The following is a 22817-nucleotide window of genomic DNA, read 5'->3' as shown; positions in this document are numbered from 1 at the left end:
CCCTGTAACAAGGGACAACCAATTGAACATCATATAACAAAAATACAAAAAAAATAAAAAGAGAAGCATTTGCCTCTCTTTTTATCATCATTAAAATATAATTTTATTCGAAGTTCATAGAAACAGGGAATCTGAATCTTGAACGTACTGGTTCCCCATTTACTTTACCTGGAGACCATTTAATTTTAATACTTTTTACTGCTCTTTCAGCTTCTCTGTTAAAATCAGCGTTAGAACCAGTAGCTTTTACCTGTGATAAAGTTCCGTCTCTCTCTACAACAAATGTAATTTGTGTTTTAAGAGAACCTTCACCTTCTACAGAACTAGGATCGAAACTATTTTCAAATTTCTTTCTGAATCCTGCTAAACCTCCTCCTGTAAAGTCTGCAGACTGGTCTACAGATTCGTAAACATCATTAGTAACCTGTGGCTTCACTTCCGCAGTAGAAGCTTTTGTACCTGTAGATGGAGGCGTTGGTGGTGGAGCATAAGCTGTAGGAACTTTCACACCTGCTTGATTCTCCAAACCTGTTGTTGTTTCTAACTGTTTAGAAATTGGTGGCGGTGGCGTTTCAATTTTCGGTGCTTTTACCGGTTCAGGAACAACATTCTGAATAATCTCGATTTTCTCTTCCTCTTTAGGAGGTGGAGGAGGTGGAGGTGGTTCTTCTTCTTTAGGTTGTTCAATAATAGGATCGTCTTGCAATACATCTTTCAAATCTAGCTGAACCTCCTGCTTTTCTTCAGCATTCATTTTCTTAATAGTTAGATATATGAAAGGTGTAAGAGCTGCAATTAAGAATAGAGATGTTCCGATGATAAAAGATTTTGTCAATAATCTAGGATATTGATGTCTTATATCATATGCTCCGTATTCTTTATTTCTATTTTCAAATACAATCTCATCTAAGGTAGCATTTTGACTGTAAATATTTTCATCTGCCATTTTCTTTCGAATTTAATGGTTAAACTACTTTGTTGCAGAAGCGGCTCCTGCCGGATTTCCTACTCTCTTGTCGTAAATAGCTTTTTCCCAAGGCTTAAGGTCTGTAACCCCATATTGCTCACTTTTGGTAATAGCCATTTCATCAAGAATATCTACAAAGTTTTTATATACTGCATCGTCTGTCGGTTTAATAATTACTGTAAATTTAGTTTTATCTGCCGCTCTTGCTTTTGCTTGCTCAATTACTTTTCTAATTCCCTCTCTATCGTAGTTTGTTTCGTTCAAATTTTGGTCATTAAGCGAACCGCTGTCTTGCTGATGCCAAAAAATACGATTGTCTTTTCCTAACAATAAAGATATAGAGTTTGAAAGTTTAATTTCTGTTGGAGGTGGTTTTTTTGTTTCATCTTTCGGTTTTGCCGGAAGACCCAAATCCATAACATTCGGTTTAGAGAATGTAGTCGTGAACATAAAGAAGGTAATCAATAGAAAACCCAAGTCCACCATTGGAGTCATATCGACTCTGGTATTCTGTTTCTTGGAACGTACTTTGCCGCCTTTGCCGCCTTTTTCCTGTACTTGTACTTCTGCCATTTCTAAATGATTAAGGTTTACCTTCTTGAGATGTTATCAACCAAAATTTAAGAAAATCTATATCTCTTAAACCCTCAAATAAACTTTTAACTTTAGGATACTGCGTCGTAACATCACCCTTAATTGCTAATTTGTAATTAGGATTAACACTTAAACTCTGTTCTACCCAATCTACCAATTGTTTATTTGTACTATCCATAGGAATTCCTGTTGGACTCTTATAATTCTTCTGCTCATCTTCAGGTAAGTCTAAATAACTCTTCAGCTGTGTCATTGGGACACCAATCGCCTGCACTCTCTGGAATGAAGCAATCTCTTTTGTTGAGAAATCTGGAAGATTATATTTCTTACCCATTTTTTTAAGAAGTTCTACTCTTTCTGAAGCATTATCTACAGGCTGGAAATAAAATTTTCCGTCTGCTGTAACATTAATGGTCATTAAACTTGCATCAGGGAGTAATGTTTCTGATATTGAAGATGGCGGTTTAATCTGCTCCACATCAGGTTTCTTAAACTGAGTGGTCAAGATAAAGAACGTAAGTAATAGGAACGCAACATCACACATTGCCGTCATGTCCGTAATTACTCCGTGTCTTTTTGGTTTGACTCTCGCCATTATTATTGTATTTTATTAATTAAACTTCTCTCTAAATTATGCAAATATTTTGCTAATTCTTAGTTGAATTCTGCAAAAGACTGCTGGATACTCATTGCGATTTCATCAATCTTATAAGTTAACCCATCAATTTTAGATGTAAAGAAGTTATAAAGGATAATTGCAATTGCAGATGTACCAATACCTAAAGCTGTATTAATTAATGCTTCAGAAATACCTGTAGAAAGTGCAGCAGCATCTGGAGTACCACCACCAGAACCTAGTGCGAAGAATGCTTTAATCATCCCGATTACTGTTCCTAATAATGCAATTAAAGTTGCAACTGTTCCCAAAGTAGATAAAATCATCATGTTTTTCTCTAACATTGGCATTTCTAAAGTTGTAGCCTCTTCAATTGCTTTGTTTAGAGCAACCATTTTTTGTTCTTTGTTCAAAGTTGTATCATGAGATAAAGCTTTGTAAGTCGTAAGACCTTCTTTAACAACATTACCTACAGAACCTTCTTGTCTGTCACACTCTTCTAATGCTTCGTCGATTTTATTTTGGTTAAGTAAACCTCTTACTTTTACCACGAAGTTATCTAAGTTACCTTTACCTGCTGCTTTGCTCAAGATAAAATATCTTTCAAAAGAGAAAACGATTACAGTAATCATAAAAGTAATTAGAATAGGTACAATAACACCTCCTTTGTAGATAATTCCTAAAAACGATTCTGGATGAATGTCTTTACCTTCCACACTAGAAAAAGCTACCGAACCAGAACCCAATTTTTCAGCATCCTTAAAGTTACCTGGGTTACCTAATACGAATAAATAAATACAAATCCCTATAACCAATAGAATAGGAATAATTACAGCTGGATTAAGACCTCCTGCTTTTTTAGCAACTACTTGCTCATCATTTTTTGAAACATTCATTTCCATATTTAACTAAATTATATTGTTTTAAATTTTTAAGGTTGTAAAATAAAGGCAAAATTAATTAAAATCCAATACCATGAAATAAGATTTTCTCATTTTTCAACAAGAATAATTTATTCCGATTTCGATATTGTAATTATATTTAAAAATATTATTAATAATTTTCATTTTCAAAAATTACATTAGAAACTTAAAAAAAAATAGTATCTATTTTTTTCAAATTTGCAATGTTAATTTTTTTTTAAATTACGATATTTACAATTTTTTTAGGGACAATAATGACTTTCTTAGGTAAATTTCCTGCTAAAACCTCTATTGTTTTCTCATTAACCATCACCAAATCTTCGATTTCTTGAGCCGACAATGTTGCAGGAAGTGCTAACTTGAACTTCATTTTACCATTAAAACTTACCGGATATTCAATCTCATCTTCTACCAAGTATTCCTCGTTTAAGACAGGGAACTTTTCAAATTCGATAGAAGACTGATATCCCAACAAATTCCATACCTCTTCACATATATGCGGAGCATACGGAGAAATTACAACGGCTAAAGGCTCTAAAATATTGCGTTTATTACATTTAATTTTTTGCAATTCGTTTACGGCTATCATAAAAGAAGAAACCGATGTATTGAAAGAGAAGTTTTCGATATCGTAAACTACTTTCTTGATTAAAGTATGCAAAACTTTATATTCAGCTTTTGTAGGTTCTTCATCGGAAACAGAGAATGTATCGCCGTCAAAATAAAGATTCCAGAATTTTTTAAGGAAACCATAAACTCCGCTTAGCCCTTGCGTATTCCAAGGTTTGGATTGTTCTAATGGCCCAAGGAACATTTCATATAATCTTAAACCATCTGCTCCATATTCTTCACAAATATCATCCGGGTTTACCACATTGTATTTGGATTTGGACATTTTTTCTACTTCACGACCTGTGATATATTTTCCTTCTTCCAAAATAAATTCAGCATCGGCATAATCTGGTCTCCATTTTTTGAAAGCTTCGGTATCTAATTCGTCCGATGCACCTTTTAATAAAGATGCATCAACATGTATTGCTTGAGTATTATAATCTTTAGCTAAATTTTTAGATACATATTGGTTCGTTCCATCTATTCTATAAACAAACGCACTCATTCCCAAAATCATCCCTTGGTTGATCAACTTTTGGAAAGGTTCATTTTGTTCAATATAACCTCTGTCTTTCAGGAACATATTCCAAAAACGGGAATATAATAAGTGACCTGTTGCGTGCTCGCTTCCACCGATATACAAATCTACTTGTCCCCAATAATCCGAAAGGTTCTTTTTACAGAAAACCTCCTCATCATGCGGATCCATATATCTTAAGAAATACCACGAACTTCCTGCCCAACCCGGCATTGTTGATAATTCTAATGGGAAAACAGTTTTGTCATCAATTAAATCTGTATCAACCACTTTTTGATTTGCTTCATCCCAAGCGAATGTTTTTGCATTCCCAAGTGGCGGATCTCCGTCTTCGGTTGGCAAATATTTTTCAACTTCGGGAAGCTCCAAAGGCAATGCAGAAACTGGCAAAGTATATGGCATACCATCCTTATAGTATACAGGAACCGGTTCTCCCCAATACCTCTGTCTTGAGAAAATTGCATCGCGCTGTCTGTAATTGGTAGTTCCGTGACCGATTCCTTTATTTTCTATTTCGGCAATAATTTTGATTTTGGCTTCGTTATAATTCAAACCATTTAAAAAATCAGAATTTACACAAACGGAATCTTTAGAATCATAAGATGCTTCCTGAATATCTTCGTCCGTTTCTACAACTTTTTTAATTTCAAGATTAAATTTCTTTGCAAACCTATGGTCTCGTTCATCATGTGCAGGAACTGCCATTACCGCTCCCGTTCCGTATCCCATCAAAACATAATCTGAAATATAGATAGGCATTTTTTCTCCGCTAAAAGGATTTACAGCATAACTACCCGTAAAAGCCCCGGAAACATTTTTCACGTCTGCCATTCTGTCCCTTTCGGTCTTCTTCGAAGTTTCTTCAATATAAGAATCTACTTCAGATTTCTGTTCGGGCGTTGTAATATTTTCCACCAAAGGATTCTCTGGTGCTAAAACCATAAAAGTTGCCCCAAAAATGGTATCTGGTCTGGTAGTAAATACGGTAACCGTTTCATCATAATCTTCAACAGCAAATTCTACCTGTGCTCCCTGAGATTTTCCGATCCAGTATTCCTGAGAATCTTTCAAAGGTTGTGGCCAGTCTAAAGTTTTCAATCCCTGCAATAGTCTTTCAGAATATGCAGAGATTCTCATACTCCACTGCATCATTTTCTTTTGATAAACCGGAAAACCACCTCGTTCAGATTTCCCGTCTTTTACCTCATCATTGGCTAAAACGGTTCCTAAAGCCGGACACCAGTTTACAGTTGTCTCTGCTCTGAAAGCAAGTCGGTAATTAAGCAAAATATCTTCTTTATCTATCTCAGAAGCTTCTTTCCATTCTTCCGCAGTAAAATTTAGCTCATCATTTTGATTGGCATGAAGTCCTTCTGTACCTTTTTCTTCAAAATGCTGAATTAAAGTTTTGATGGATTCTGCTTTATCTGAGTCTTTATTATACCATGAATGAAATAACTCAATAAATATCCATTGCGTCCACTTATAATAAGAAGGATCGGAAGTTCTTACTTCTCTGCTCCAGTCGAAAGAAAAACCAATTTTCCGTAATTGCTCTTCATATCTTGTGATATTCTGTTGTGTAGTAATTGCAGGGTGAGTTCCTGTCTGAATTGCGTATTGTTCCGCAGGAAGACCAAAACTATCGTAGCCCACCGGGTGAAGAACATTAAATCCTTGATGCCTTTTGTATCTTGCATAAATATCCGAAGCAATATATCCTAGCGGATGTCCCACATGCAACCCCGCTCCAGACGGATACGGAAACATATCGAGAACATAAAATTTAGGTTTATCTGTATTATCGGAAGTTTTATAGGTTTGATTGTCTTCCCAGTACTTCTGCCACTTTTTTTCTATCTGCTGATGATCGTAAAACACGCTTCGTAATTATTTTAAGTTAAATGATGGACGCAAAACAGATCTTTTTTACATCCTGAAACACAAAAATAATGAATTTAAAAGAAATTGATATGAATTTCAAATGAAATTAGCACAAAAAAATCCCGCCACTACCAATGACAGGATTATTATAAAGGTAATTCAATACAGTACTTATTGAGTAACTCTTTTGAATGTATATGTTGTAGATTTATATACTGTTGGATCTGTTGTATCTTCAAATTTAAGATTCATCGTTTTATCATCCAGCAAAATGACTTTGCTTTTTTCTACCACTACAGTTCCCTGATATTTTATTTCTAAATTTTTCTCAGACGGGTTATAAACATAAGAAAAATTACGTTGAGAAATTGTGCTGCATGTAGGTGTAGAACCTGCTAAATCTCTATTGGTTCTTTGCCCAGTAGAATTTTCATTAAAAACCCATCGGGATTCTTTCTGGCAATCTGTGTATACTATTTCATCCGAAAATCCTGCACCGGTAGCAGAAACCTGAGTTTTCACTTCTTTAGTAGGGGACCATTTTCCTACGAGGGGAAATACCTGCTCCGGAGTTTCGTCATCTTTACAACCTGTAAACGCTAATAATGATAATCCTGCAAATATTAAGGCTAATTTCTTCATAGATCTAATTTTTCAAGGCTTAAAATTATGACTTTTTTTAAAAATCACACTATTTTTTTTAAATTTTGGAAGTATAATTTGCAATATCTGCAAAATTGTTATCTGAGAGTGCCGTTTCAAAGCCTTATATTTGTAAAAAAAACACATGCCGGAAGTTTCCATTATTACCCCGTGCTACAATTCGTCACCCTTTTTGGAAGAAACCATACAGTCTGTTATTAACCAAACATTCACCGATTGGGAATGGCTTATTACCGACGATCAGTCTACTGACAATTCTGTAAATATTATCCAAAAAGTATCTGATGCGAGAATTGTTCTCACTATTTCTAAAAAAAACGGAGGCGCCGGACATGCAAGAAATATTTCACTGCAAAAAGCGAAAGGAAGATACATTACATTTTTAGATGCAGATGATTTTTGGGAACCTCGTTTTCTTGAAGAAATGGTATCTTTTATGAAAAAAGAAAAAGCAGAAATCGCATATTCTAATTATGCAAGATGTGATGAAAATTTAGTTCCGAAAATTGAAGATTTTAAGGCCGATACAGAAGTTACTTTTAATAATTTACTGAAAACCTGCCGACTTTCTCTTTTATCTTCTATGTACGATTCTAAAAGGGTGGGAAAAGAATTTTTTCCTGAAGGCAGCAAACGCGAAGATCATGTTATGTGGCTGAATCTTCTAAAAAAAATCCCAAAAGGAAAACCATTGCCTAAAACCATGGCAAAATACAGAATGCACCCTACAAGTATATCGAGAAAAAAACAGAACATTGTAAAAGATCAATATTTGGTGTATAAAGATTTTATGAAATTTTCCACTTTAAAATCCCTGTACTACACAGCAAATTGGGCAATGAACGGTTTTCTGAAATATTCAAAAATATTTAACTGATGGAATATTCTAAAGAATTTAAAAACGCATTAAGCCAGCTTTCTTCTATAGAAAAAGACAGGCTCATTTTCAGGTTGCTTAAAAAGGATAAAATTTTATCTAAAAAACTTTATTTCGAACTGATTGAGGAAGAAACCACAGACCAGAAACGGAATGAAATGGAAGAAATTATCTGTAAAAATGTAGATGATGCAGCAAAATACATCAGTAACCAAAAATATTTTGTTGTGCTGATAAGAAGCATCAGCGCGGAAATTACAGAGCATGTAAAGGTAACATCGGATAAATTCGGAGAGGTATCTCTCAATCTTATTTTAGTTACCCAAATCTTAGAATACAATGATAAATTGAGTCGGTTAAGATTTAATGATGTTTACAAACTCTATCTTTACCTCATCAATAAAGTCATGAAAGCATTAATCTCGACTAAAAAACTAGACGAAGATTATTGGTTTGAAATTAATGAATATTTGGATGAAGTTTACCAAAAAGTAACTTCCAACATTTATTTGGAAAAGCTTTTCATTAATAACGGAATAGAATTCGGATGGCTAAATGCGGAAAAAATACCGGATCATTTCGAACTCATTATAAAAGACATCAAAAACCAAGGGTTTTTAAAGTGAAAGAATTTTTTTGATAATTAATGCCGTAGAATTGGGTTGTTGCATTACAAAGTTCTCTGCATTCAAAGACATTTCAGCCAAAAGCTTTTCGTCTTTTAACAGTTTTAAAACAAAATTTGCAGCAGATTTTTCTTCATCAAAAGATTTCGCCCCTTTTGCAGCAATTAAACCATCTGCTTCTGGATTTTTCTTATACTGATTTCCGAATATTACAGGAACTCCGAATGTTGCCGCTTCTAAAATATTATGCAGTCCTGCATCATGAAAACCTCCGCCAACAACCGCAACATCAGCATAAGAATAAAGTTTTGAAAGAAGCCCAATGCTGTTGATGACAAGAATTTCAGCTTCATACAGATTGATATTCTCCGAGTTCTTTAATTCACTATACAATAAAGCTTCAGGAAAAATATTTTTAAGAAATTCGACTCTTTTTAAATCGTGTGGAGCAATAATTATTTTGTTTTTTGAATTATTTTCATGCACCATTTTAGCGATTTTCTCTTCCGCGCCCCAAGAACTTCCGAAAACGACTGTTTTTTTGTCTCCAATAAATTCTTCAATATATTCTACATAATTATCTCTTTCTCTTAATTGTTTCACTCTATCGAAGCGAGTATCACCGCTCACCGAAGAATTTAGTAAACCGATGCTTTTCGCTAAAACATACGATGTATGGGTTTGATGAAAAAACCAAGTAATATTTTTTTTCAACTGATTTACAAACCATTTACCATACGTTTTAAAAAAAGCCTGATTTTCATAAAACAATGCAGAAATCACAAAAACTTTAACCTTATTCGATTTAAGTTCAGCTAAAAGATGATACCAATAATCGTATTTTACAGTAAAAAAAATCTCACAGTTAAATTGGGAGACAAACTCTTTTACTGTTCTTTTTTGATCGAATGGAAGATAACATATTGCATCTGCTGCATGTTTTTTCTTAATTACATTTTCGTATCCTGATGGAGAAAAAAAAGTAACCAAAACTTTATGTGACGGAAAATTTTCTTTTAATTTCTCTAAAACAGGAAGCCCCTGTTCGTATTCTCCCAAACTCGCTGCATGCATCCACAAAACTTTATCCGAAGGAGAAAATGTAGACTTTACAATATCTAAAGACTGTTTTCTCCCTTCAACTCCTTTTTTAGTTTTATCATGAAATAACGATAAAACCTTCATCCCGAAAGTGAGCAAATAGACAAATATGGTATATAAAAAAGACATTATAAATTCGTTAAAGCTTTAAAAAATGGATTGTATCTAGATTTTCAAACAAAATATTGCTGTTTTACTATTAGATTAATGCTCATTTCTACCAATTAAATAAATTATTTGTAGATATAAGAAAAGATGATTGCAGACATTATACTTACAAATATAAACGGTAAAAATAACAGAATATGAACTTTTGCTTTCGCTTGAGAATCCAAACTATATCTCAGCATATAATCCTGAATATTCAAAAACATCAATACAACCAAAAACAAAAGCCATTTCAACATAAGAACCATGATAAAAAACTGAATTTCATGATTGGCTTCCGTTAATTGAATCGGGAAATTACCATTCTCAGGATTTTGAGTAATGACAATGAAGGTAATGTAAAAAACCACCGATAAAACCGGTAAAAAGAACGCAAATCCTTTTTTACCAAACTGATCGGGCTTTCCTTCAAAATCGAAATGAGTAGGGATTTTCTCAGGAAGTTTTTTATACATTCTGATGGTGTAAACCCACAAAAGCAAAACTATAAGCAGATTCAAAAAATCAAAAAGATAAAAAAAAATGACTCCCATAAAAGTTTTAAAGAACGTTTTTAATAACCCGAAGCTTGTGTGTATGTTTGTTCATTTCCTGATTAAAAATACCGCTGGAATCAAGCGTATCAATCCTTACTTTTCCGGATGCGTGAATAATTTTTTGATTTTCCAGCATAATTCCGACATGAATAATTTTCCCATCTGAATTTTCGAAAAATGCTAAATCTCCAGGCTGACTTTCTTCCACAAAACTCAACACCTCCCCTACTTCAGCTTGTTGATACGTATCTCTTGGCAATTTAATGTTATGAATTTTATACACCAACTGAACAAAACCAGAGCAGTCCACCGCAAAAAAACTTTTGCCTCCCCATAAATAAGGAATATTAAGAAATTCTTTGGCTGTTAAACTTATGCTTTGTCTCAAATCATGGCTTCTGCGCGAAGCTACGGCAGGATATTCTACTTCCGAACCCATGGAAAGAAGTGTTTTCCCGTCGTTCGTCATAATAGACGCAAAATCTTCTGTAATAATGGTAGTTTTTCTATTGATGAGATATTCATCAGAAACCGGTTTAATCTGTTTGGTATCCATCCAACCTTCATAACCGTCGTAATGCATTTTTATTTTAGTCCAGTTTTTATTCACTTCTAAAATATCTGCACTTTCACCATATAAAATTTCGGTAACAATTTCTGCTTTGTCCGAATTTTCTGCACGCACAGGTGCAACGGTAACAATACAAACTCCTTTATTCATTAGTATTTTATTAAAAGATTGAATGGTTTTGAAGATTAAAAAAACTAGAAATACGGTAATCTTTTCATTGTTTTTACTTTCTTCTGAGGAAATTTACTCCATCTCGCAAAGGTAAAATAAGATTTTCAAAATCGTCGTCTTTTGCAATTAAATCATTAAGCTCTTTAATTATCTGGGTAGATTTTTGTTTAGGGTTTTCTTCCAGCACTTTTCCGTACCACAGAACATTATCAAAAAGTATGACTGAACCCGACTGCGTTTTAGGTTTTATCAATCTAAAATACTCTGCATAATTCTCTTTATCGGCGTCGATAAAAACAAGATCAAAAACCTCATCTGTATTTCTTAGAAATTCTTTTGCATCCTGAATTTTGAAATCTATCTGAGCAGAAAATTTACTTTCGCCGAAATATTTTCTTGGAAGATAGGCGAGATCTTCATTAACATCTAAAGTGGTAATTTTACCGTTATCCTTTAATCCTTCAGCAAGACACAGCGTTGCATACCCTGTAAAAGTGCCTATTTCCAACACATTTTTAGGATTCAGCATCTTAGAAATAATGGTTAATAGTCTTCCCTGTTGATACCCGGAAATCATGTGTGGCTGTGTAGTTTTCTGAAAAGTTTCTCTTCTCAGTTTTTTTAGAATTTCCGGCTCGGAAGAAGCGTGGTTCTCCAGATAGCGATCCATTTCTGGATTTTTTTCTTCAAAAAAGCTCATTATTTTATTTTCTTTTTCAAATTTACATTAATTATGAATATTTCTACTAGGTAAAAATGCAATTAAATTCCGTAAAAATACGGATTGCCCCGATATATAAAAACCATCTACATTTGTTACGCTGCATTCATGGAAAATTGAAACACACCTGCGATGATGAAAAGAAATTTTTATCAAATCTAAAGCCCTCAATACATTCAAAAATATCCAGAAAAGCAGTTACATCTTTTTAATTTATTTTAATTGAGAAAAGAGAAAATCCCGGAAAAAATTCCAGGATTTTTATTGATATGTAAATGAAAGTTATTTCTTAGGAGTAATATCCATAAGTTTCATAAACTCGTCTAATTTAGGCATGATAATAATTTCTGTTCTTCTGTTTTCCGCTCTTCCTGTAACACTCATGTTCGTTGCTTTAGGATTGTATTCTGAACGACCACCAGCAGTAATTCTTGCCGGATCTACTCCAAACTGAGTCTGAAGCACTTTTGCAACAGCGGTACCTCTCAAAGCAGAAAGATCCCAGTTATCTCTAGGAAGATTTGCAGAACTTAATGGCGAATTATCTGTATTTCCTTCAATTAATACTGAGTATTTATCGTAATCATTAATTACTTTTGCCACTTTACCCAAAACTTCCTGAGCTGCAGGCAAAACGTTGTAATCTCCTACTTTGTAAAGCATTTTGTCTGATAATGAAATCATCACCACTCCTTTAAGAACTTTTACCTGAACATCCTGATCTGTAACATTATCCAAAGATCTTTTCAGTTTGTTAGAAAGTGCCAGATTCAAGCTGTCGTTCTTAGCATTTGCAGAGATAAGCTGCTTAATATATGAGTTTGAAGCATTAATTTCTCCAACCAACTTATCAATATTAGCAGAACTTTTTCCTGTATTAGAAAGACAAGCATCTAAAGATGATTTCAAAGCATCATGCTGACTCTTCAATAGATTATTTTCACTTGCCAAAGCCGAATTCTGAGATTTCAAATCCTGAATTTCTCTTTGCCTTTCGCCGATATTTTCAATACACTGTTTGTAATTTCCGCTAAGTGCGTCATACTGTTTTTTACTTACACAAGATGTCATTCCCAACACCACTGCCGAAGCCGCTAAAATTTTAAAAATCTTCATAAATAAACTTTTTTAAACGTTTCAAAGGTAACAAAATTCATTTTAATAATATGAGTTATCTTTGCTTAAAAGAAATCCTAAGCTCTATGCTTACACAATTATTGTTCCAAAATCAGCTTCTGAAACTCATAAAAAAACCTGAGAAAGAAACCTATCTTCTTGCGGTGAGCGGAGGTGCAGATTCTATGGTTTTAGCACACTGTTTTAAGGACTTAGGCATTCTTTTTCAGATTGCCCACATCAATTATAAACTTCGTGGAGAAGATTCGGATCTGGATCAGAAAACGGTGGCGGATTTTTGTGAGAGAAACCATATTAAATTTCATTTATACAAAGTTTCAGAAAAAGACCAGAAACCGGAACATTCTATTCAGCTTTGGGCAAGAGAACTGCGCTATGAATTTTTCAGAAATGTTCAAAGAGAAGAAAATCTGGAATTTTTAGTCACCGCGCATCATCTGAACGATCAACTGGAAACTTTCATCATCAATCTTTCAAAAGCAGCCGGAATTAGCGGATTGAGCGGAATTCCGGCAAACGACAATCACATTTTAAGACCTCTTTTAAATTTCACAAAAAAAGAAATCTACGAATTCGCAGAAAAAAATAATGTTGAATACCGTGAAGATCTGTCTAATAAGAAAAATGATTATTTAAGAAATAAAATTAGAAACGAAATTGTTCCGAAACTTATGGAAACCAACGATCATTTTCTGGAAAATTTCAAAAAAAGCTCTTCTTATTTAAATCAGACCAAAGATTTTGTTCAGCAGCAGATTCAGGAAATAGAAAACAGGATTTCGGTTTGTAACAGAGAATATACAGTTTTATCCAAAGATAAGCTGAATGAAGAAAGTGATTTTGTGAAATTTGAGATCCTTAAAAAGTATGGTTTTAATCAGGAAGAAGAAATTCCAAAAATTTTTAAAGCTGAAAACGGAAGTTCTTTTTTCTCAAAAGATTATCTGCTGATCGTCAATTATGATGAATTGATTTTAAGCAAAAAGACGGAAGATGGAAAATGGAAGTTTGAAAAGCGCAGTGATGCTGAAATTCTTCTGATGGAAAATTTTGACTTTTCTGAAAACCAGATTACCGTTAATCTCGAAAATATCATTGAAATTGAGCAAATCAATAACCGTTTGAACTGGGAATTTGATGCAGAAAAACTTTGTTTCCCACTGCGTTTAAGAAGGCAGAAAGACGGTGACGAATTTTTTCCGGCAGGATTTTCGGGGAAAAAGAAAGTTTCTAAGTTTTTTAGGGACGAAAAAATATCTATTTTAGCAAGGCAGGAAATCTGGCTCCTTACCGACGGTGAAGATTCGGTTTTGGGAATTATTCCTTTCAGGCAGGACCGAAGATGTATGGCAACGAAAAACACAGAGAAAGTTCTGAAGATTAAATGAACAAAAGAACAACAAACACTTTAGCAATAGAAGATTTCCAGAAGGACAACAATGTTGCCTTTGGTATTCTGTACCGGAAATATTTCGGCTACACCAGAAAATTTGTTCTTTCCAACAAAGGAAATTCTGAAGATGCAGAAGATGTTTTTCAGGACGCTTTAATTATTCTGTACGAAAAATTATATGATGACGATTTCAAAGCCTACACTTGTCTTGCGAACTACGTTACCGGAATTTCCAAAAACCTTTGGCTGAAAAAATTGCGCAACCGAAACTTTTTTGTGGAAATGCACGAAAGCTATTATTTTGAAAATAAAGAAGAGATCAATCAGGCGATAGAAAATGAAAGGGATTATTATGATAAACTTAATGATTACATCAATAAAATTTCTTCTCATTGCCAAACCCTAATCCACGATATTTTTATGAAGAATAAAAATATGGAAGAAATACAGGAAAAATACAAGTATTCCACCAAGCACAATGCGCAAAATCAAAAGCATAAATGTGTGGAACAAATCCGAAAAATAAAAAAAGATGATAATTTTTAAAACTGATTATCAACACTTTAAATAAAATAATTAAAAAATCACCTTTTCGCCGGGTGATTTTTTCTGTTTTTGGGAACTTCATAGTAAATACTTTATCTTATGTTCACCAAAATAATTTATACGTTCTTTTTCTTAGTTGCCATTTCGTTCAATGCACAAAGCAAAACCGGAATTCAATTTCAGACTAAAAATTTAGAAGAAGCCAAAAAACTGGCACAACAGGAAAACAAACTCATCTTCATCGATCTGTACACCACTTGGTGTGGTCCCTGTAAACTGATGAAAAAGAATACGTTCCCGAATCCTGAATTGGGAGAATTTTTCAATAAAAATTTCATCAGCCTTTATATTGATGCCGAAAAAGAAGGGACAGAACTTGCAAAAAAATTCAAAATCGTTAATTATCCTTCCTTTCTTTTCTTAGACCAGAACGGCGAATTGGTGCAATACGATTACGGATATTACAACGCCAAACAATTTCTGACGGTCGGACAATCAGTTTTGGAAAAGAGAAATCCGGACAAAAAAACACCAACATTAGACGACGTAAAAGGCAAAATGGTGGGTGAAACGATTCCCAACTTTACAGCAAAAGATCAGTTTGAAAAAACATTTTCTCTGTCTCAGGAAAAAAAGAAAACCGTGGTGGTTTTCATTCGTGGACAATGGTGTCCGTATTGTAATAAATATGTTGAAAGCATACAAAATCTTGCTCCCGAATTACAGTCAAAAAACACAAGACTGGTCATCATTTCTCCCGAAAAACCTGAGTTTATCGCAAAAACCATCAGCAAAACAAAAACCGCGTATTCCGTTTTATATGATGAAAACTACAGAATAGCAGAACTTTTTGATGTTCTGTACACACCCGAGAAAAAAACGCTCGATTTCTACGAAAACCGATTGGGAGACGATTTTAAGAAAAGTCGTTCCGATGATTCCGGAAGACTGCCCGTTTCTGCGACCTATATTTTAGATGAAAATCAAAAAGTAATCTGGAGACACTTCAATCCAGATTACAAAGAAAGAGCTTCGCTGGAGGATATTGTAAAACAGCTTTAATTAAAAATTTTCACCGCAAAAGTGGCAAAAGAAATGACTAATAAAAAGAAACATAAAAGAAAGCAAAAACGCATATTTTGAAAACTTTTGAAAATCTAAAATCCGATACAAACTTTTGATTCTTTTGCGGTTAAAACATTTTATCTAAACAACTTTAATTAAAAAATTATGAAAAATACATTCACGCTCATTCTCGTATTTCTGCTTCCTTTTTTGGCATTTTCCCAAAAAGCAGAACATAGAAATTTAGAAAACAAACTGGCAATTCAGGGTTATGATCCCGTTTCCTACATCGAACAGAAAAAAGCGGTAAAAGGGAAAAAAGAATTTGCGGTCAATGTAAACGGAGCCATTTATTATACTTCTTCGGAAAAAAATAAAGAACTCCTGAAAAAAGATCCCGCAAAATACGAACCTGTTTACGGCGGTTGGTGCGCTTTTGCAATGGGAGATGATGGCGAAAAAGTGGAAATCAATCCTACAACTTTTAAAATCATTGACGGAAAAACACACCTGTTCTACAATAAATTTTTCAACAATACCCTGACTTCGTGGAACAAGAACGAGGCAAAACTGAAAAAAAGTGCAGACCAAAACTGGAAAAAACTGACCAATTAATCCTCACAAAAAAATAAATATCTACATATGAAAACCTTTAAAATTTTCCTGGTAACAGCATTTTTACTGCTTTTGCAAAGCAATCATTTAGTTGCACAGGGATGCAGTGATGCCGGATTCTGTACGGTTAACAGTTTTCAGCCGAATAGCAACGACAGCATCAAAACTTACCATAATCAGATTAAAACCGGAATTTTCTTCGGCAAAGCAGATAACTCGATTTCTGTTTTTGGAAATTACGTAGAATACAACAGACAAATCAATGACAGATTTGGCTTTGATGCAAAATTGACTACTTTGGCACAAAACGGCAATGATGTTTCTACTTTTGGACTTTCGGATTTGTTTCTGAATGCCAATTATAAAGCTAACGAAAACCTGAAGTTTACTTTAGGTGCAAAAGTTCCTCTTTCGGACGCGGGAAACTTCAAAAACAATCTGCCGTTGCCAATGGATTATCAGTCCAGTTTAGGAACGCTGGATTTAATTGTGGGAGTGGGTTACGAAATCAAAAAAATTCAGTTAGTTGCAGCTCTTCAACAGCCTCTAACACAGAACGAGAATCAGTATCTGGCATCACAGTATCCCGCAAGTTCAGCGCTTAGAGGATTTTTATCCACCAATAAATTCCAAAGAAGCGGCGATGTTTTACTGAGAGTTTCTTATCCTTTAATGATTCATCCGAAAATAAGACTTACGCCAAGTATTTTGCCGATTTACCACCTGAAAAATGATCGTTTTACCAACCAAAACAATGTAGAACTGGAAATTAACAATTCGAAAGGACTTACGCTGAACGGAAATGTCTATCTGGATTACGAAATCAACCGGAGAAATGGACTTCAGCTTAATGTGGGTGTTCCTTTTGTCGTGAGAACATCCAGACCCGATGGACTGACGAGAAGCTTTATCGCCAATGTAGAATACAGAGTTAAATTTTAAATTCTTTAATCAGAAAATTTACAACAAATAAAAACATCAGAAATTATGAAAACAATGATCACCTTTATTTTCGTGTCCTTTCTCTTGGTTTCCTGCGTCAGAGAAAGCACTGCAACAGAAGATTTAATGGAAATGGCTCCTGAAAATTCGGTCTTAAAATATTCCGGAGATTTTATGCAGGGACCTTACGGAAATAACGTTAACGGAAAAGCTGAAATCTATGAAAAAAACGGAGTCTTCACATTGGTTTTAAATGAAAACTTCACCATCAGCAACGGTCCGGATCTTTACGTGTATGTAAGCAAGGAACAGCAGCCATCGCAATTTGTTTCTTTAGGTAAGCTGAAATCTGTGAACGGCGGACAAACCTATACTTTTACGGGTTCCGTAAACTTCGATGAGTACAAATACGCAGTCGTTCATTGTCAACAATACAATCATCTGTTTTCTTACGCTTTACTGGAGAAAAAATAACATTACAAATATGAAATCGCCATTAACGAATTTGGAAGCAAACACCGATGAAGATGTAGCGATAACATATGACCTTTAAAAACAATAAAATATACATATGAAAAACTATATCAATTGGGCATTACGATTAATTCCCGCCCTAATTTTACTGCAGACTTTATTCTTCAAATTTACGGCTCATCCGGATTCTGTCGCCATTTTTTCTCAACTCCACGCAGAACCTTTCGGAAGGATTTTTTCAGGAGTATTGGAACTCATCACGGCAGTTTTAATTCTGAACCCTAAAACCACTTTTTGGGGAGCAGTTATGGGACTTGTAACGATGATTGGAGCAATTGCCTCACACATTTTCATTCTGGGAATCGATACCAATAACGATGGCGGAAAATTGTTTTACCTTGCGCTCACCGTTCTTGTTTTCTGCGTGATTCTTTTGTTTAAATTTAAAAAAAGTAAAGTATGAATAAAGACGAATCGGTTTATGCGATCTTACACGAGATCCTTACCGAGCAACAGAATTTACTGAGAAAAGTTTCGGCAAAAATGTACACTCAGAGTATTCCTTCTCTGGACGGTTCTACCATTGGCGGTCACACAAGACATATTATTGAGTTTCTGGAAATTTTACGGAATTCTTACCACACGAATCAGATTAATTATGACGAAAGACAAAGAAATCCGGAACTGGAACAGAATCCTGAAAAAGCGATAGAAATTATTTCCGAAATACTTTTCAGCATTAATTTGCCCAACAAAAATTTGATAATGCATCAAACGGTGGGAACTATTTCTTTGGAAATTCCGACCAATTTCTTTCGGGAACTTTTGTACAATATTGAGCATTGCATCCATCATCAGGCGTTGATAAAAGTAGCTTTTAACGAAATTAAAATGAGTCATTTACTCAACAAAAATTTCGGAATTGCCCCTTCAACAATTCAATACAGAGAAACCCAAAATTTAAACTAAATGTGTACTGTAACGTATTTTCCGCTTAAAAATAAAATTGTTCTGACTTCCAACCGGGATGAGAAACCGAATCGTTCTGCACAGGAAATTCATCGTGAAAAAGGTATTTTTTATCCGAAAGATGCTACCAAAAACGGAACGTGGTTTGCGGTTTCAGAAAACGGAAATGCCCTTATTTTATTAAACGGTGCTTTTGAAAATCATCCGGTAAAAACAAATTACCGAAAAAGCCGTGGACTGATTGTTTTGGATCTGATAGCGGAAGAAGATATTTTCAAGTCAATAGAATTAATTGATTTGGAAAACATTGAACCTTTTACGTTGGTGATTTTTCAGGAAAACCAATTGGCGGAATTTCGCTGGGACGGAGCTGAAAAACATTTTAAAAGATTAGACGCTCATCTTCCGTACATCTGGTCTTCCGCAACTTTGTACGATGCAAAAGCACAGGAAAAAAGAAGAGAAATTTTCAAAGAATTTCTGCAAACCAAGCCGATTTCCGAAGCAGATATTTTAGATTTCCACCATCAGAAAACCGATGATCTGGAAAACGGAATTACCATCAAAAAACAAAATACGATACAAACCATCAGTACGACACAGCTCGTTATTTCCGATGAAACGACACTGAAACATTACGACCGACTGAACCCAGATTCTAAACCCGAAAAAATTTCCCTCAAAAATGAAACTCAAACATCGCCTTCATAAAATTGCACATTGGGAATACTGGTCTACTTTTTCCATTTACCTGCCGCTTTTTCCGGTTTGGCTGTACTGTGCATATAAAGCAAGAACGCTTTTGTTCTTTCACGGTGCGAATCCTTCTATAAAATATGGAGGAATGGCAATGGAAAGCAAAAAAGAAATCTACGATTTAATCCCCGAAAACTGGATACCGAAAACAGTTTTTGCATCCCCGGAAATTTCATTTCAGGACATTTTATCTGAATTAAAATCACAAACCATCAACTTCCCCGTTATTGTAAAACCCAATATCGGATTGAAAGGTTTGGGCGTTGTTCAGGTTGAAAATTTAAACGAACTGGAAGATTATCAAAAAAATAATGATTGTGATTTTTTAATTCAGGAAAAAATAAATTATCAGAATGAAGTCGGGATTTTTTACCACCGTTTTCCGGACGAAAAAAAAGGAAAGATTACAGGAATGGTGAAAAAAGAATTTCTTTCCGTAAAAGGAAACGGCAGAAAAACGTTGCGAGAATTGGTGATGGAAAATCCCAGAAGTGCGTTCCAGATCAAAGCCATAGAACAGAAAATGGGAAGCGAAATGCAGAAAATAGTTCCTGAAAACGAGGAAATTATTCTGATCGCGTTCGGAAGCCATACGAGAGGCGCAAAATTTATTGATATTTCATCTGAAGTTACAGAAAAATTAGAACAAAAAATAGATGAAATCTGTACCAAAGTGAATGGTTTTTATTTCGGAAGACTGGATGTCATGTTTGAAAATCTGGAACTTTTAAAAGAAGGAAAAAATTTAAAAATCATCGAAATAAACGGTGCTAAAAGCGAACCAACGCATATGTACGACCCGAAACATTCTCTTTTTTTTGCGTGGAAAGAAATCAGCAGACACTGGAAAATAATGGCAGAAATCAGCAGAAAAAACCACGAAACCGGATTTCCTTATCTGGATATCAAAGAGGGATTTTCTGCGCTGAAAAACAATCTTGCCATAGAAAAAAGGCTGAGGAAGATTTCTTCGGTTGATTAATCTGCAAAAAACAGTTACTTTTGTAGTAAAGTATTTACATAAAATTACAATATGAAATTCTCTTCGATTTATAAAATCCCGTTGCTGCTTTTCTTTTTTATTACCCTTGCAGTTTCGGGACAAATCAAAAATCCTGTAAAATTTAAATTTACCGTTAACGAACTTGGCAACAACGAGTACGAAGCTGTTCTGAATGCAACTTTAGAAAGTGGGTGGCATATTTATTCCAGAGATATTCCTGAAGATACAGGTATTCCTACAGAATATAAAGTATCCGGAAAAAACATCGAACTGATTGGCAAATTTCAAGAAGTAGGAAAAAAACACGAAGAATTTTCGGAAGCTTTCAATGGGAAAATCATTTATTATTCTAATTCGGCAGCTTTCAAGCAGAAATTCAAATTGAAGGATGTTTCAAAACCGGGAAATGTAGTTGCGGAAATTACGTATCAAACCTGCGATGATCGAGTTTGTTTGGCACCGAATACTTTAGAATTCAACCAAAAAATTATTTCAAAAGAGACCAAAGAAGATGCAGCTCTACCCAATGAAGAAGCTAAAGATTCTGTAACCACGACTGAAACTGTTGCCGAGAACCCTTCGAAAGGTGAAATTACCGTTACCGAAACATCAAAACTAGACCCTAAACAGTTAAAAATAGCTTCTATTGATATTGCAAAGCCTTTAACGGATTGCGGAACCGGCTCATCCAAAATTACAGAAAATTACTGGACTTATCTATTACTGGGTTTCGTCGGCGGACTAATTGCGCTGCTTACTCCATGTGTATTCCCAATGATTCCGCTTACGGTTTCTTTTTTTACGAAAGGAAATAAAAATCCGGCGAAAGGAAAAAGAGATGCTTTAATCTACGGTTTCTTTATTCTTTTAATTTTCGTTTTACTGAGTTTACCTTTCCATTTAATTGACGGAATTGCTGGAAATGTTTTCAATGAAATTTCTACTAATGTATGGCTGAATATTGCATTCTTCATCATCTTTATATTTTTTGCTGGAAGCTTTTTCGGATATTATGATATTACTCTTCCAAGTTCTATTGCCAACAAATCTTCTAAAGCTGAAGAAGCGGGCGGAATGATCGGGATTTTCTTCATGGCATTAACTTTAGTTATTGTATCCTTCTCTTGTACAGGACCAATCCTAGGAAGTTTATTAGGTAGTGCTATTACCGGTTCTGCAAATGTACCGATGCTGCTTACTTTTGCTTTGGCCGGTTTCGGACTGGCGTGGGCAATTGTTTTCGGATTGTTGGCTTTATTTCCGCAAGCTTTGCAGAGTCTTCCAAAATCTGGAGGCTGGATGAATACTGTAAAAGTTGTTTTAGGTTTTGTTGAATTGGCTTTAGCTTTAAAATTCTTATCCAAAGCCGATCTTGTTTCTAAAACATTTCTCATTAAACGCGAACTGTTTATTGCAATCTGGATTATTGTTGCTATTGGTTTGGTTGTTTATCTTTTCGGACTTATCAGATTTCCTCACGATGATAAGAAGCCAAAAATATCTGTAACAAGAAAAATTATAGGGGTTTTAGGACTAGGCTTTGTTGTTTATTTAGTTCAGGGACTTATCCCTTCCGAAAGACCTAAATTACAATTGCTGAGCGGAATTTTACCTCCAATTAATGTTAGTTATTTTTATGATGAAAAGGACGGCATACTTGGTATGAAACCTGAACATGATTTCTTTAATGCTATTGAACTGGCAAAAAAAGAAAACAAACCTATTCTTATTGATTTCACAGGTTATGGTTGTGAAAACTGCCGTAAAATGGAAGAATTCGTATGGTCCGAACCTGACATCCTTCCCATTCTTCAAAACGATGTTGTTTTAGCTTCATTGTATGTGGATGATAAGGAAGAACTTCCGGAAGATCAGAAAACGAAAATTGATTTGGGTGATGGGCAGGTAAAAAAAGTAAAAACAATTGGCGACCGATGGAGTTTGTTTCAAACGGCAAATTTCAATAATAATTCTCAGCCACACTATGTTCTGATTACTCCGGATGGAAAAGTAATTAACGATCCTGTTTCCGGTTATATGGAAAAGGAAAAATTTAAAAAATTCCTGGAATGCGGAGTTAATTACTTCAAGAAGAATAAATAGTTTATTAATTTATAATATTCTAAAAACAACGAAGAAAAAAATGTCTTGGTTGTTTTTTTATTGATAAAATGTAATATTGAGCCTCGATTCTATCATTTAAAGGAATTAAAAAAGCTACAGATATCTGTAGCTTTATATTTAATATTAGGTTTATTAGTCAAAAATAGTTGGTAAAATTCTTTGTACTACTGATTGTTACTGATGATATAGAAAGTTTATTGAACTTTGTTTCAATAAACTTTTTTT

The 22817-nt window shown here is 34.4% G+C and carries 24 protein-coding genes; 13 read left to right on the top strand and 11 right to left on the bottom strand.

The window, feature by feature from the left end:
* Nucleotides 1–103 precede the first annotated feature (103 nt).
* From IV513_RS01705 to IV513_RS01680, 6 genes are all read right to left on the bottom strand, one after another.
* Nucleotides 104–946: an energy transducer TonB gene (locus IV513_RS01705; protein WP_209388791.1), complete on the bottom strand. Its 843-nt coding sequence runs from the start codon at nt 944–946 to the stop codon at nt 104–106.
* A gap of 24 nt (nt 947–970) precedes the next feature.
* On the bottom strand, nt 971–1540 hold the full coding sequence (locus IV513_RS01700) for a biopolymer transporter ExbD (RefSeq protein WP_209388790.1): 570 nt from the start codon (nt 1538–1540) through the stop codon (nt 971–973).
* Between the two features lie 10 nt (nt 1541–1550).
* Complete coding sequence (locus IV513_RS01695) at nt 1551–2156, bottom strand: biopolymer transporter ExbD (RefSeq protein ID WP_209388789.1); 606 nt, start codon at nt 2154–2156, stop codon at nt 1551–1553.
* Nucleotides 2157–2215: 59 nt separating this feature from the next.
* Nucleotides 2216–3079, bottom strand: a complete 864-nt coding sequence (locus tag IV513_RS01690; RefSeq protein WP_209388788.1) for a MotA/TolQ/ExbB proton channel family protein — start codon at nt 3077–3079, stop codon at nt 2216–2218.
* A gap of 238 nt (nt 3080–3317) precedes the next feature.
* On the bottom strand, nt 3318–6131 hold the full coding sequence (gene leuS, locus IV513_RS01685) for a leucine--tRNA ligase (RefSeq protein WP_209388787.1): 2814 nt from the start codon (nt 6129–6131) through the stop codon (nt 3318–3320).
* Nucleotides 6132–6305: 174 nt separating this feature from the next.
* Nucleotides 6306–6776, bottom strand: coding sequence for a lipocalin family protein (locus tag IV513_RS01680; RefSeq protein WP_209388786.1), 471 nt, complete (start codon nt 6774–6776; stop codon nt 6306–6308).
* A 145-nt stretch (nt 6777–6921) separates the two neighbouring features.
* Here IV513_RS01680 and IV513_RS01675 point away from each other — a divergent pair, with 145 nt between their 5' ends.
* Both IV513_RS01675 and IV513_RS01670 read left to right on the top strand, forming a co-directional pair.
* Nucleotides 6922–7674, top strand: a complete 753-nt coding sequence (locus IV513_RS01675; RefSeq protein WP_209388785.1) for a glycosyltransferase — start codon at nt 6922–6924, stop codon at nt 7672–7674.
* The gene (locus IV513_RS01670; RefSeq protein ID WP_209388784.1) at nt 7674–8300 is read left to right on the top strand and encodes a deoxyuridine 5'-triphosphate nucleotidohydrolase; all 627 of its coding nucleotides are present in this window, start codon (nt 7674–7676) and stop codon (nt 8298–8300) included. Before IV513_RS01675 ends, IV513_RS01670 begins: the two co-directional genes overlap by 1 nt.
* Here IV513_RS01670 and IV513_RS01665 read toward each other — a convergent pair.
* The 5 genes from IV513_RS01665 to IV513_RS01645 all read right to left on the bottom strand — a co-directional run bounded on the left by IV513_RS01665 (nt 8292) and on the right by IV513_RS01645 (nt 12684).
* Entirely contained in the window at nt 8292–9530 is a 1239-nt protein-coding gene (locus IV513_RS01665; RefSeq protein ID WP_209388783.1) for a 3-deoxy-D-manno-octulosonic acid transferase, read from the bottom strand. The two genes, IV513_RS01670 and IV513_RS01665, sit on opposite strands and share 9 nt — an antisense overlap.
* Before the next feature lie 104 nt (nt 9531–9634).
* Entirely contained in the window at nt 9635–10102 is a 468-nt protein-coding gene (locus tag IV513_RS01660; RefSeq protein WP_209388782.1) for a DUF1648 domain-containing protein, read from the bottom strand.
* A 7-nt stretch (nt 10103–10109) separates the two neighbouring features.
* On the bottom strand, nt 10110–10826 hold the full coding sequence (locus tag IV513_RS01655) for a C40 family peptidase (protein ID WP_209388781.1): 717 nt from the start codon (nt 10824–10826) through the stop codon (nt 10110–10112).
* 73 nt (nt 10827–10899) lie between these two features.
* Nucleotides 10900–11547, bottom strand: a complete 648-nt coding sequence (locus IV513_RS01650; protein WP_209388780.1) for an O-methyltransferase — start codon at nt 11545–11547, stop codon at nt 10900–10902.
* 303 nt (nt 11548–11850) lie between these two features.
* The gene (locus IV513_RS01645) at nt 11851–12684 is read right to left on the bottom strand and encodes an OmpA family protein (protein ID WP_209388779.1); all 834 of its coding nucleotides are present in this window, start codon (nt 12682–12684) and stop codon (nt 11851–11853) included.
* 86 nt (nt 12685–12770) lie between these two features.
* Here IV513_RS01645 and tilS point away from each other — a divergent pair, with 86 nt between their 5' ends.
* The 11 genes from tilS to IV513_RS01590 all read left to right on the top strand — a co-directional run bounded on the left by tilS (nt 12771) and on the right by IV513_RS01590 (nt 22571).
* On the top strand, nt 12771–14093 hold the full coding sequence (gene tilS, locus IV513_RS01640) for a tRNA lysidine(34) synthetase TilS (protein ID WP_209388849.1): 1323 nt from the start codon (nt 12771–12773) through the stop codon (nt 14091–14093).
* Nucleotides 14090–14644 carry an RNA polymerase sigma factor gene (locus IV513_RS01635; protein WP_209388778.1) on the top strand — a complete coding sequence of 185 codons (555 nt, stop codon included), beginning with the start codon at nt 14090–14092 and terminating at the stop codon, nt 14642–14644. The genes tilS and IV513_RS01635 overlap by 4 nt, the downstream gene beginning before the upstream one ends.
* Before the next feature lie 99 nt (nt 14645–14743).
* Nucleotides 14744–15706 (top strand): redoxin domain-containing protein, encoded by a 963-nt coding sequence (locus IV513_RS01630; RefSeq protein ID WP_209388777.1) that lies wholly within the window; start codon nt 14744–14746, stop codon nt 15704–15706.
* Nucleotides 15707–15874: 168 nt separating this feature from the next.
* Complete coding sequence (locus IV513_RS01625) at nt 15875–16324, top strand: YHS domain-containing (seleno)protein (protein ID WP_209388776.1); 450 nt, start codon at nt 15875–15877, stop codon at nt 16322–16324.
* A gap of 27 nt (nt 16325–16351) precedes the next feature.
* Nucleotides 16352–17266: a hypothetical protein gene (locus IV513_RS01620; protein ID WP_209388775.1), complete on the top strand. Its 915-nt coding sequence runs from the start codon at nt 16352–16354 to the stop codon at nt 17264–17266.
* Between the two features lie 45 nt (nt 17267–17311).
* Nucleotides 17312–17740: a DM13 domain-containing protein gene (locus IV513_RS01615; RefSeq protein WP_169321995.1), complete on the top strand. Its 429-nt coding sequence runs from the start codon at nt 17312–17314 to the stop codon at nt 17738–17740.
* A gap of 97 nt (nt 17741–17837) precedes the next feature.
* Nucleotides 17838–18203 (top strand): DoxX family protein, encoded by a 366-nt coding sequence (locus tag IV513_RS01610; protein ID WP_209388774.1) that lies wholly within the window; start codon nt 17838–17840, stop codon nt 18201–18203.
* Complete coding sequence (locus IV513_RS01605) at nt 18200–18709, top strand: DinB family protein (protein ID WP_209388773.1); 510 nt, start codon at nt 18200–18202, stop codon at nt 18707–18709. The genes IV513_RS01610 and IV513_RS01605 overlap by 4 nt, the downstream gene beginning before the upstream one ends.
* On the top strand, nt 18710–19420 hold the full coding sequence (locus IV513_RS01600) for an NRDE family protein (protein ID WP_209388772.1): 711 nt from the start codon (nt 18710–18712) through the stop codon (nt 19418–19420).
* On the top strand, nt 19395–20447 hold the full coding sequence (locus IV513_RS01595; protein ID WP_209388771.1) for a D-alanine--D-alanine ligase: 1053 nt from the start codon (nt 19395–19397) through the stop codon (nt 20445–20447). Before IV513_RS01600 ends, IV513_RS01595 begins: the two co-directional genes overlap by 26 nt.
* Before the next feature lie 51 nt (nt 20448–20498).
* Nucleotides 20499–22571, top strand: coding sequence for a thioredoxin family protein (locus tag IV513_RS01590; RefSeq protein WP_209388770.1), 2073 nt, complete (start codon nt 20499–20501; stop codon nt 22569–22571).
* The last annotated feature ends 246 nt before the right edge of the window (nt 22572–22817 follow it).

Source organism: Chryseobacterium sp. RR2-3-20 (genome assembly GCF_017808115.1).
GTDB lineage: Bacteria > Bacteroidota > Bacteroidia > Flavobacteriales > Weeksellaceae > Chryseobacterium > Chryseobacterium oryzae.
This window is presented reverse-complemented; position numbering and strand designations above follow the sequence as displayed.

Bases quoted from the DNA above. Each gene is read 5' to 3' on its own strand.
- IV513_RS01610 (WP_209388774.1), top strand. From the start codon at position 17,838: ATGAAAAACTATATCAATTGGGCATTACGATTAATTCCCGCCCTAATT.
- IV513_RS01625 (WP_209388776.1), top strand. From the start codon at position 15,875: ATGAAAAATACATTCACGCTCATTCTCGTATTTCTGCTTCCTTTTTTG.
- IV513_RS01655 (WP_209388781.1), bottom strand. From the start codon at position 10,826: ATGAATAAAGGAGTTTGTATTGTTACCGTTGCACCTGTGCGTGCAGAA.
- IV513_RS01695 (WP_209388789.1), bottom strand. From the start codon at position 2,156: ATGGCGAGAGTCAAACCAAAAAGACACGGAGTAATTACGGACATGACG.
- IV513_RS01615 (WP_169321995.1), top strand. From the start codon at position 17,312: ATGAAAACAATGATCACCTTTATTTTCGTGTCCTTTCTCTTGGTTTCC.
- IV513_RS01705 (WP_209388791.1), bottom strand. From the start codon at position 946: ATGGCAGATGAAAATATTTACAGTCAAAATGCTACCTTAGATGAGATT.
- IV513_RS01590 (WP_209388770.1), top strand. From the start codon at position 20,499: ATGAAATTCTCTTCGATTTATAAAATCCCGTTGCTGCTTTTCTTTTTT.
- IV513_RS01670 (WP_209388784.1), top strand. From the start codon at position 7,674: ATGGAATATTCTAAAGAATTTAAAAACGCATTAAGCCAGCTTTCTTCT.
- IV513_RS01595 (WP_209388771.1), top strand. From the start codon at position 19,395: ATGAAACTCAAACATCGCCTTCATAAAATTGCACATTGGGAATACTGG.
- IV513_RS01680 (WP_209388786.1), bottom strand. From the start codon at position 6,776: ATGAAGAAATTAGCCTTAATATTTGCAGGATTATCATTATTAGCGTTT.
- IV513_RS01690 (WP_209388788.1), bottom strand. From the start codon at position 3,079: ATGGAAATGAATGTTTCAAAAAATGATGAGCAAGTAGTTGCTAAAAAA.
- IV513_RS01600 (WP_209388772.1), top strand. From the start codon at position 18,710: ATGTGTACTGTAACGTATTTTCCGCTTAAAAATAAAATTGTTCTGACT.
- tilS (WP_209388849.1), top strand. From the start codon at position 12,771: ATGCTTACACAATTATTGTTCCAAAATCAGCTTCTGAAACTCATAAAA.
- IV513_RS01620 (WP_209388775.1), top strand. From the start codon at position 16,352: ATGAAAACCTTTAAAATTTTCCTGGTAACAGCATTTTTACTGCTTTTG.
- IV513_RS01605 (WP_209388773.1), top strand. From the start codon at position 18,200: ATGAATAAAGACGAATCGGTTTATGCGATCTTACACGAGATCCTTACC.
- IV513_RS01700 (WP_209388790.1), bottom strand. From the start codon at position 1,540: ATGGCAGAAGTACAAGTACAGGAAAAAGGCGGCAAAGGCGGCAAAGTA.
- IV513_RS01630 (WP_209388777.1), top strand. From the start codon at position 14,744: ATGTTCACCAAAATAATTTATACGTTCTTTTTCTTAGTTGCCATTTCG.
- IV513_RS01660 (WP_209388782.1), bottom strand. From the start codon at position 10,102: ATGGGAGTCATTTTTTTTTATCTTTTTGATTTTTTGAATCTGCTTATA.
- IV513_RS01645 (WP_209388779.1), bottom strand. From the start codon at position 12,684: ATGAAGATTTTTAAAATTTTAGCGGCTTCGGCAGTGGTGTTGGGAATG.
- IV513_RS01675 (WP_209388785.1), top strand. From the start codon at position 6,922: ATGCCGGAAGTTTCCATTATTACCCCGTGCTACAATTCGTCACCCTTT.
- IV513_RS01650 (WP_209388780.1), bottom strand. From the start codon at position 11,547: ATGAGCTTTTTTGAAGAAAAAAATCCAGAAATGGATCGCTATCTGGAG.
- IV513_RS01665 (WP_209388783.1), bottom strand. From the start codon at position 9,530: ATGTCTTTTTTATATACCATATTTGTCTATTTGCTCACTTTCGGGATG.
- IV513_RS01635 (WP_209388778.1), top strand. From the start codon at position 14,090: ATGAACAAAAGAACAACAAACACTTTAGCAATAGAAGATTTCCAGAAG.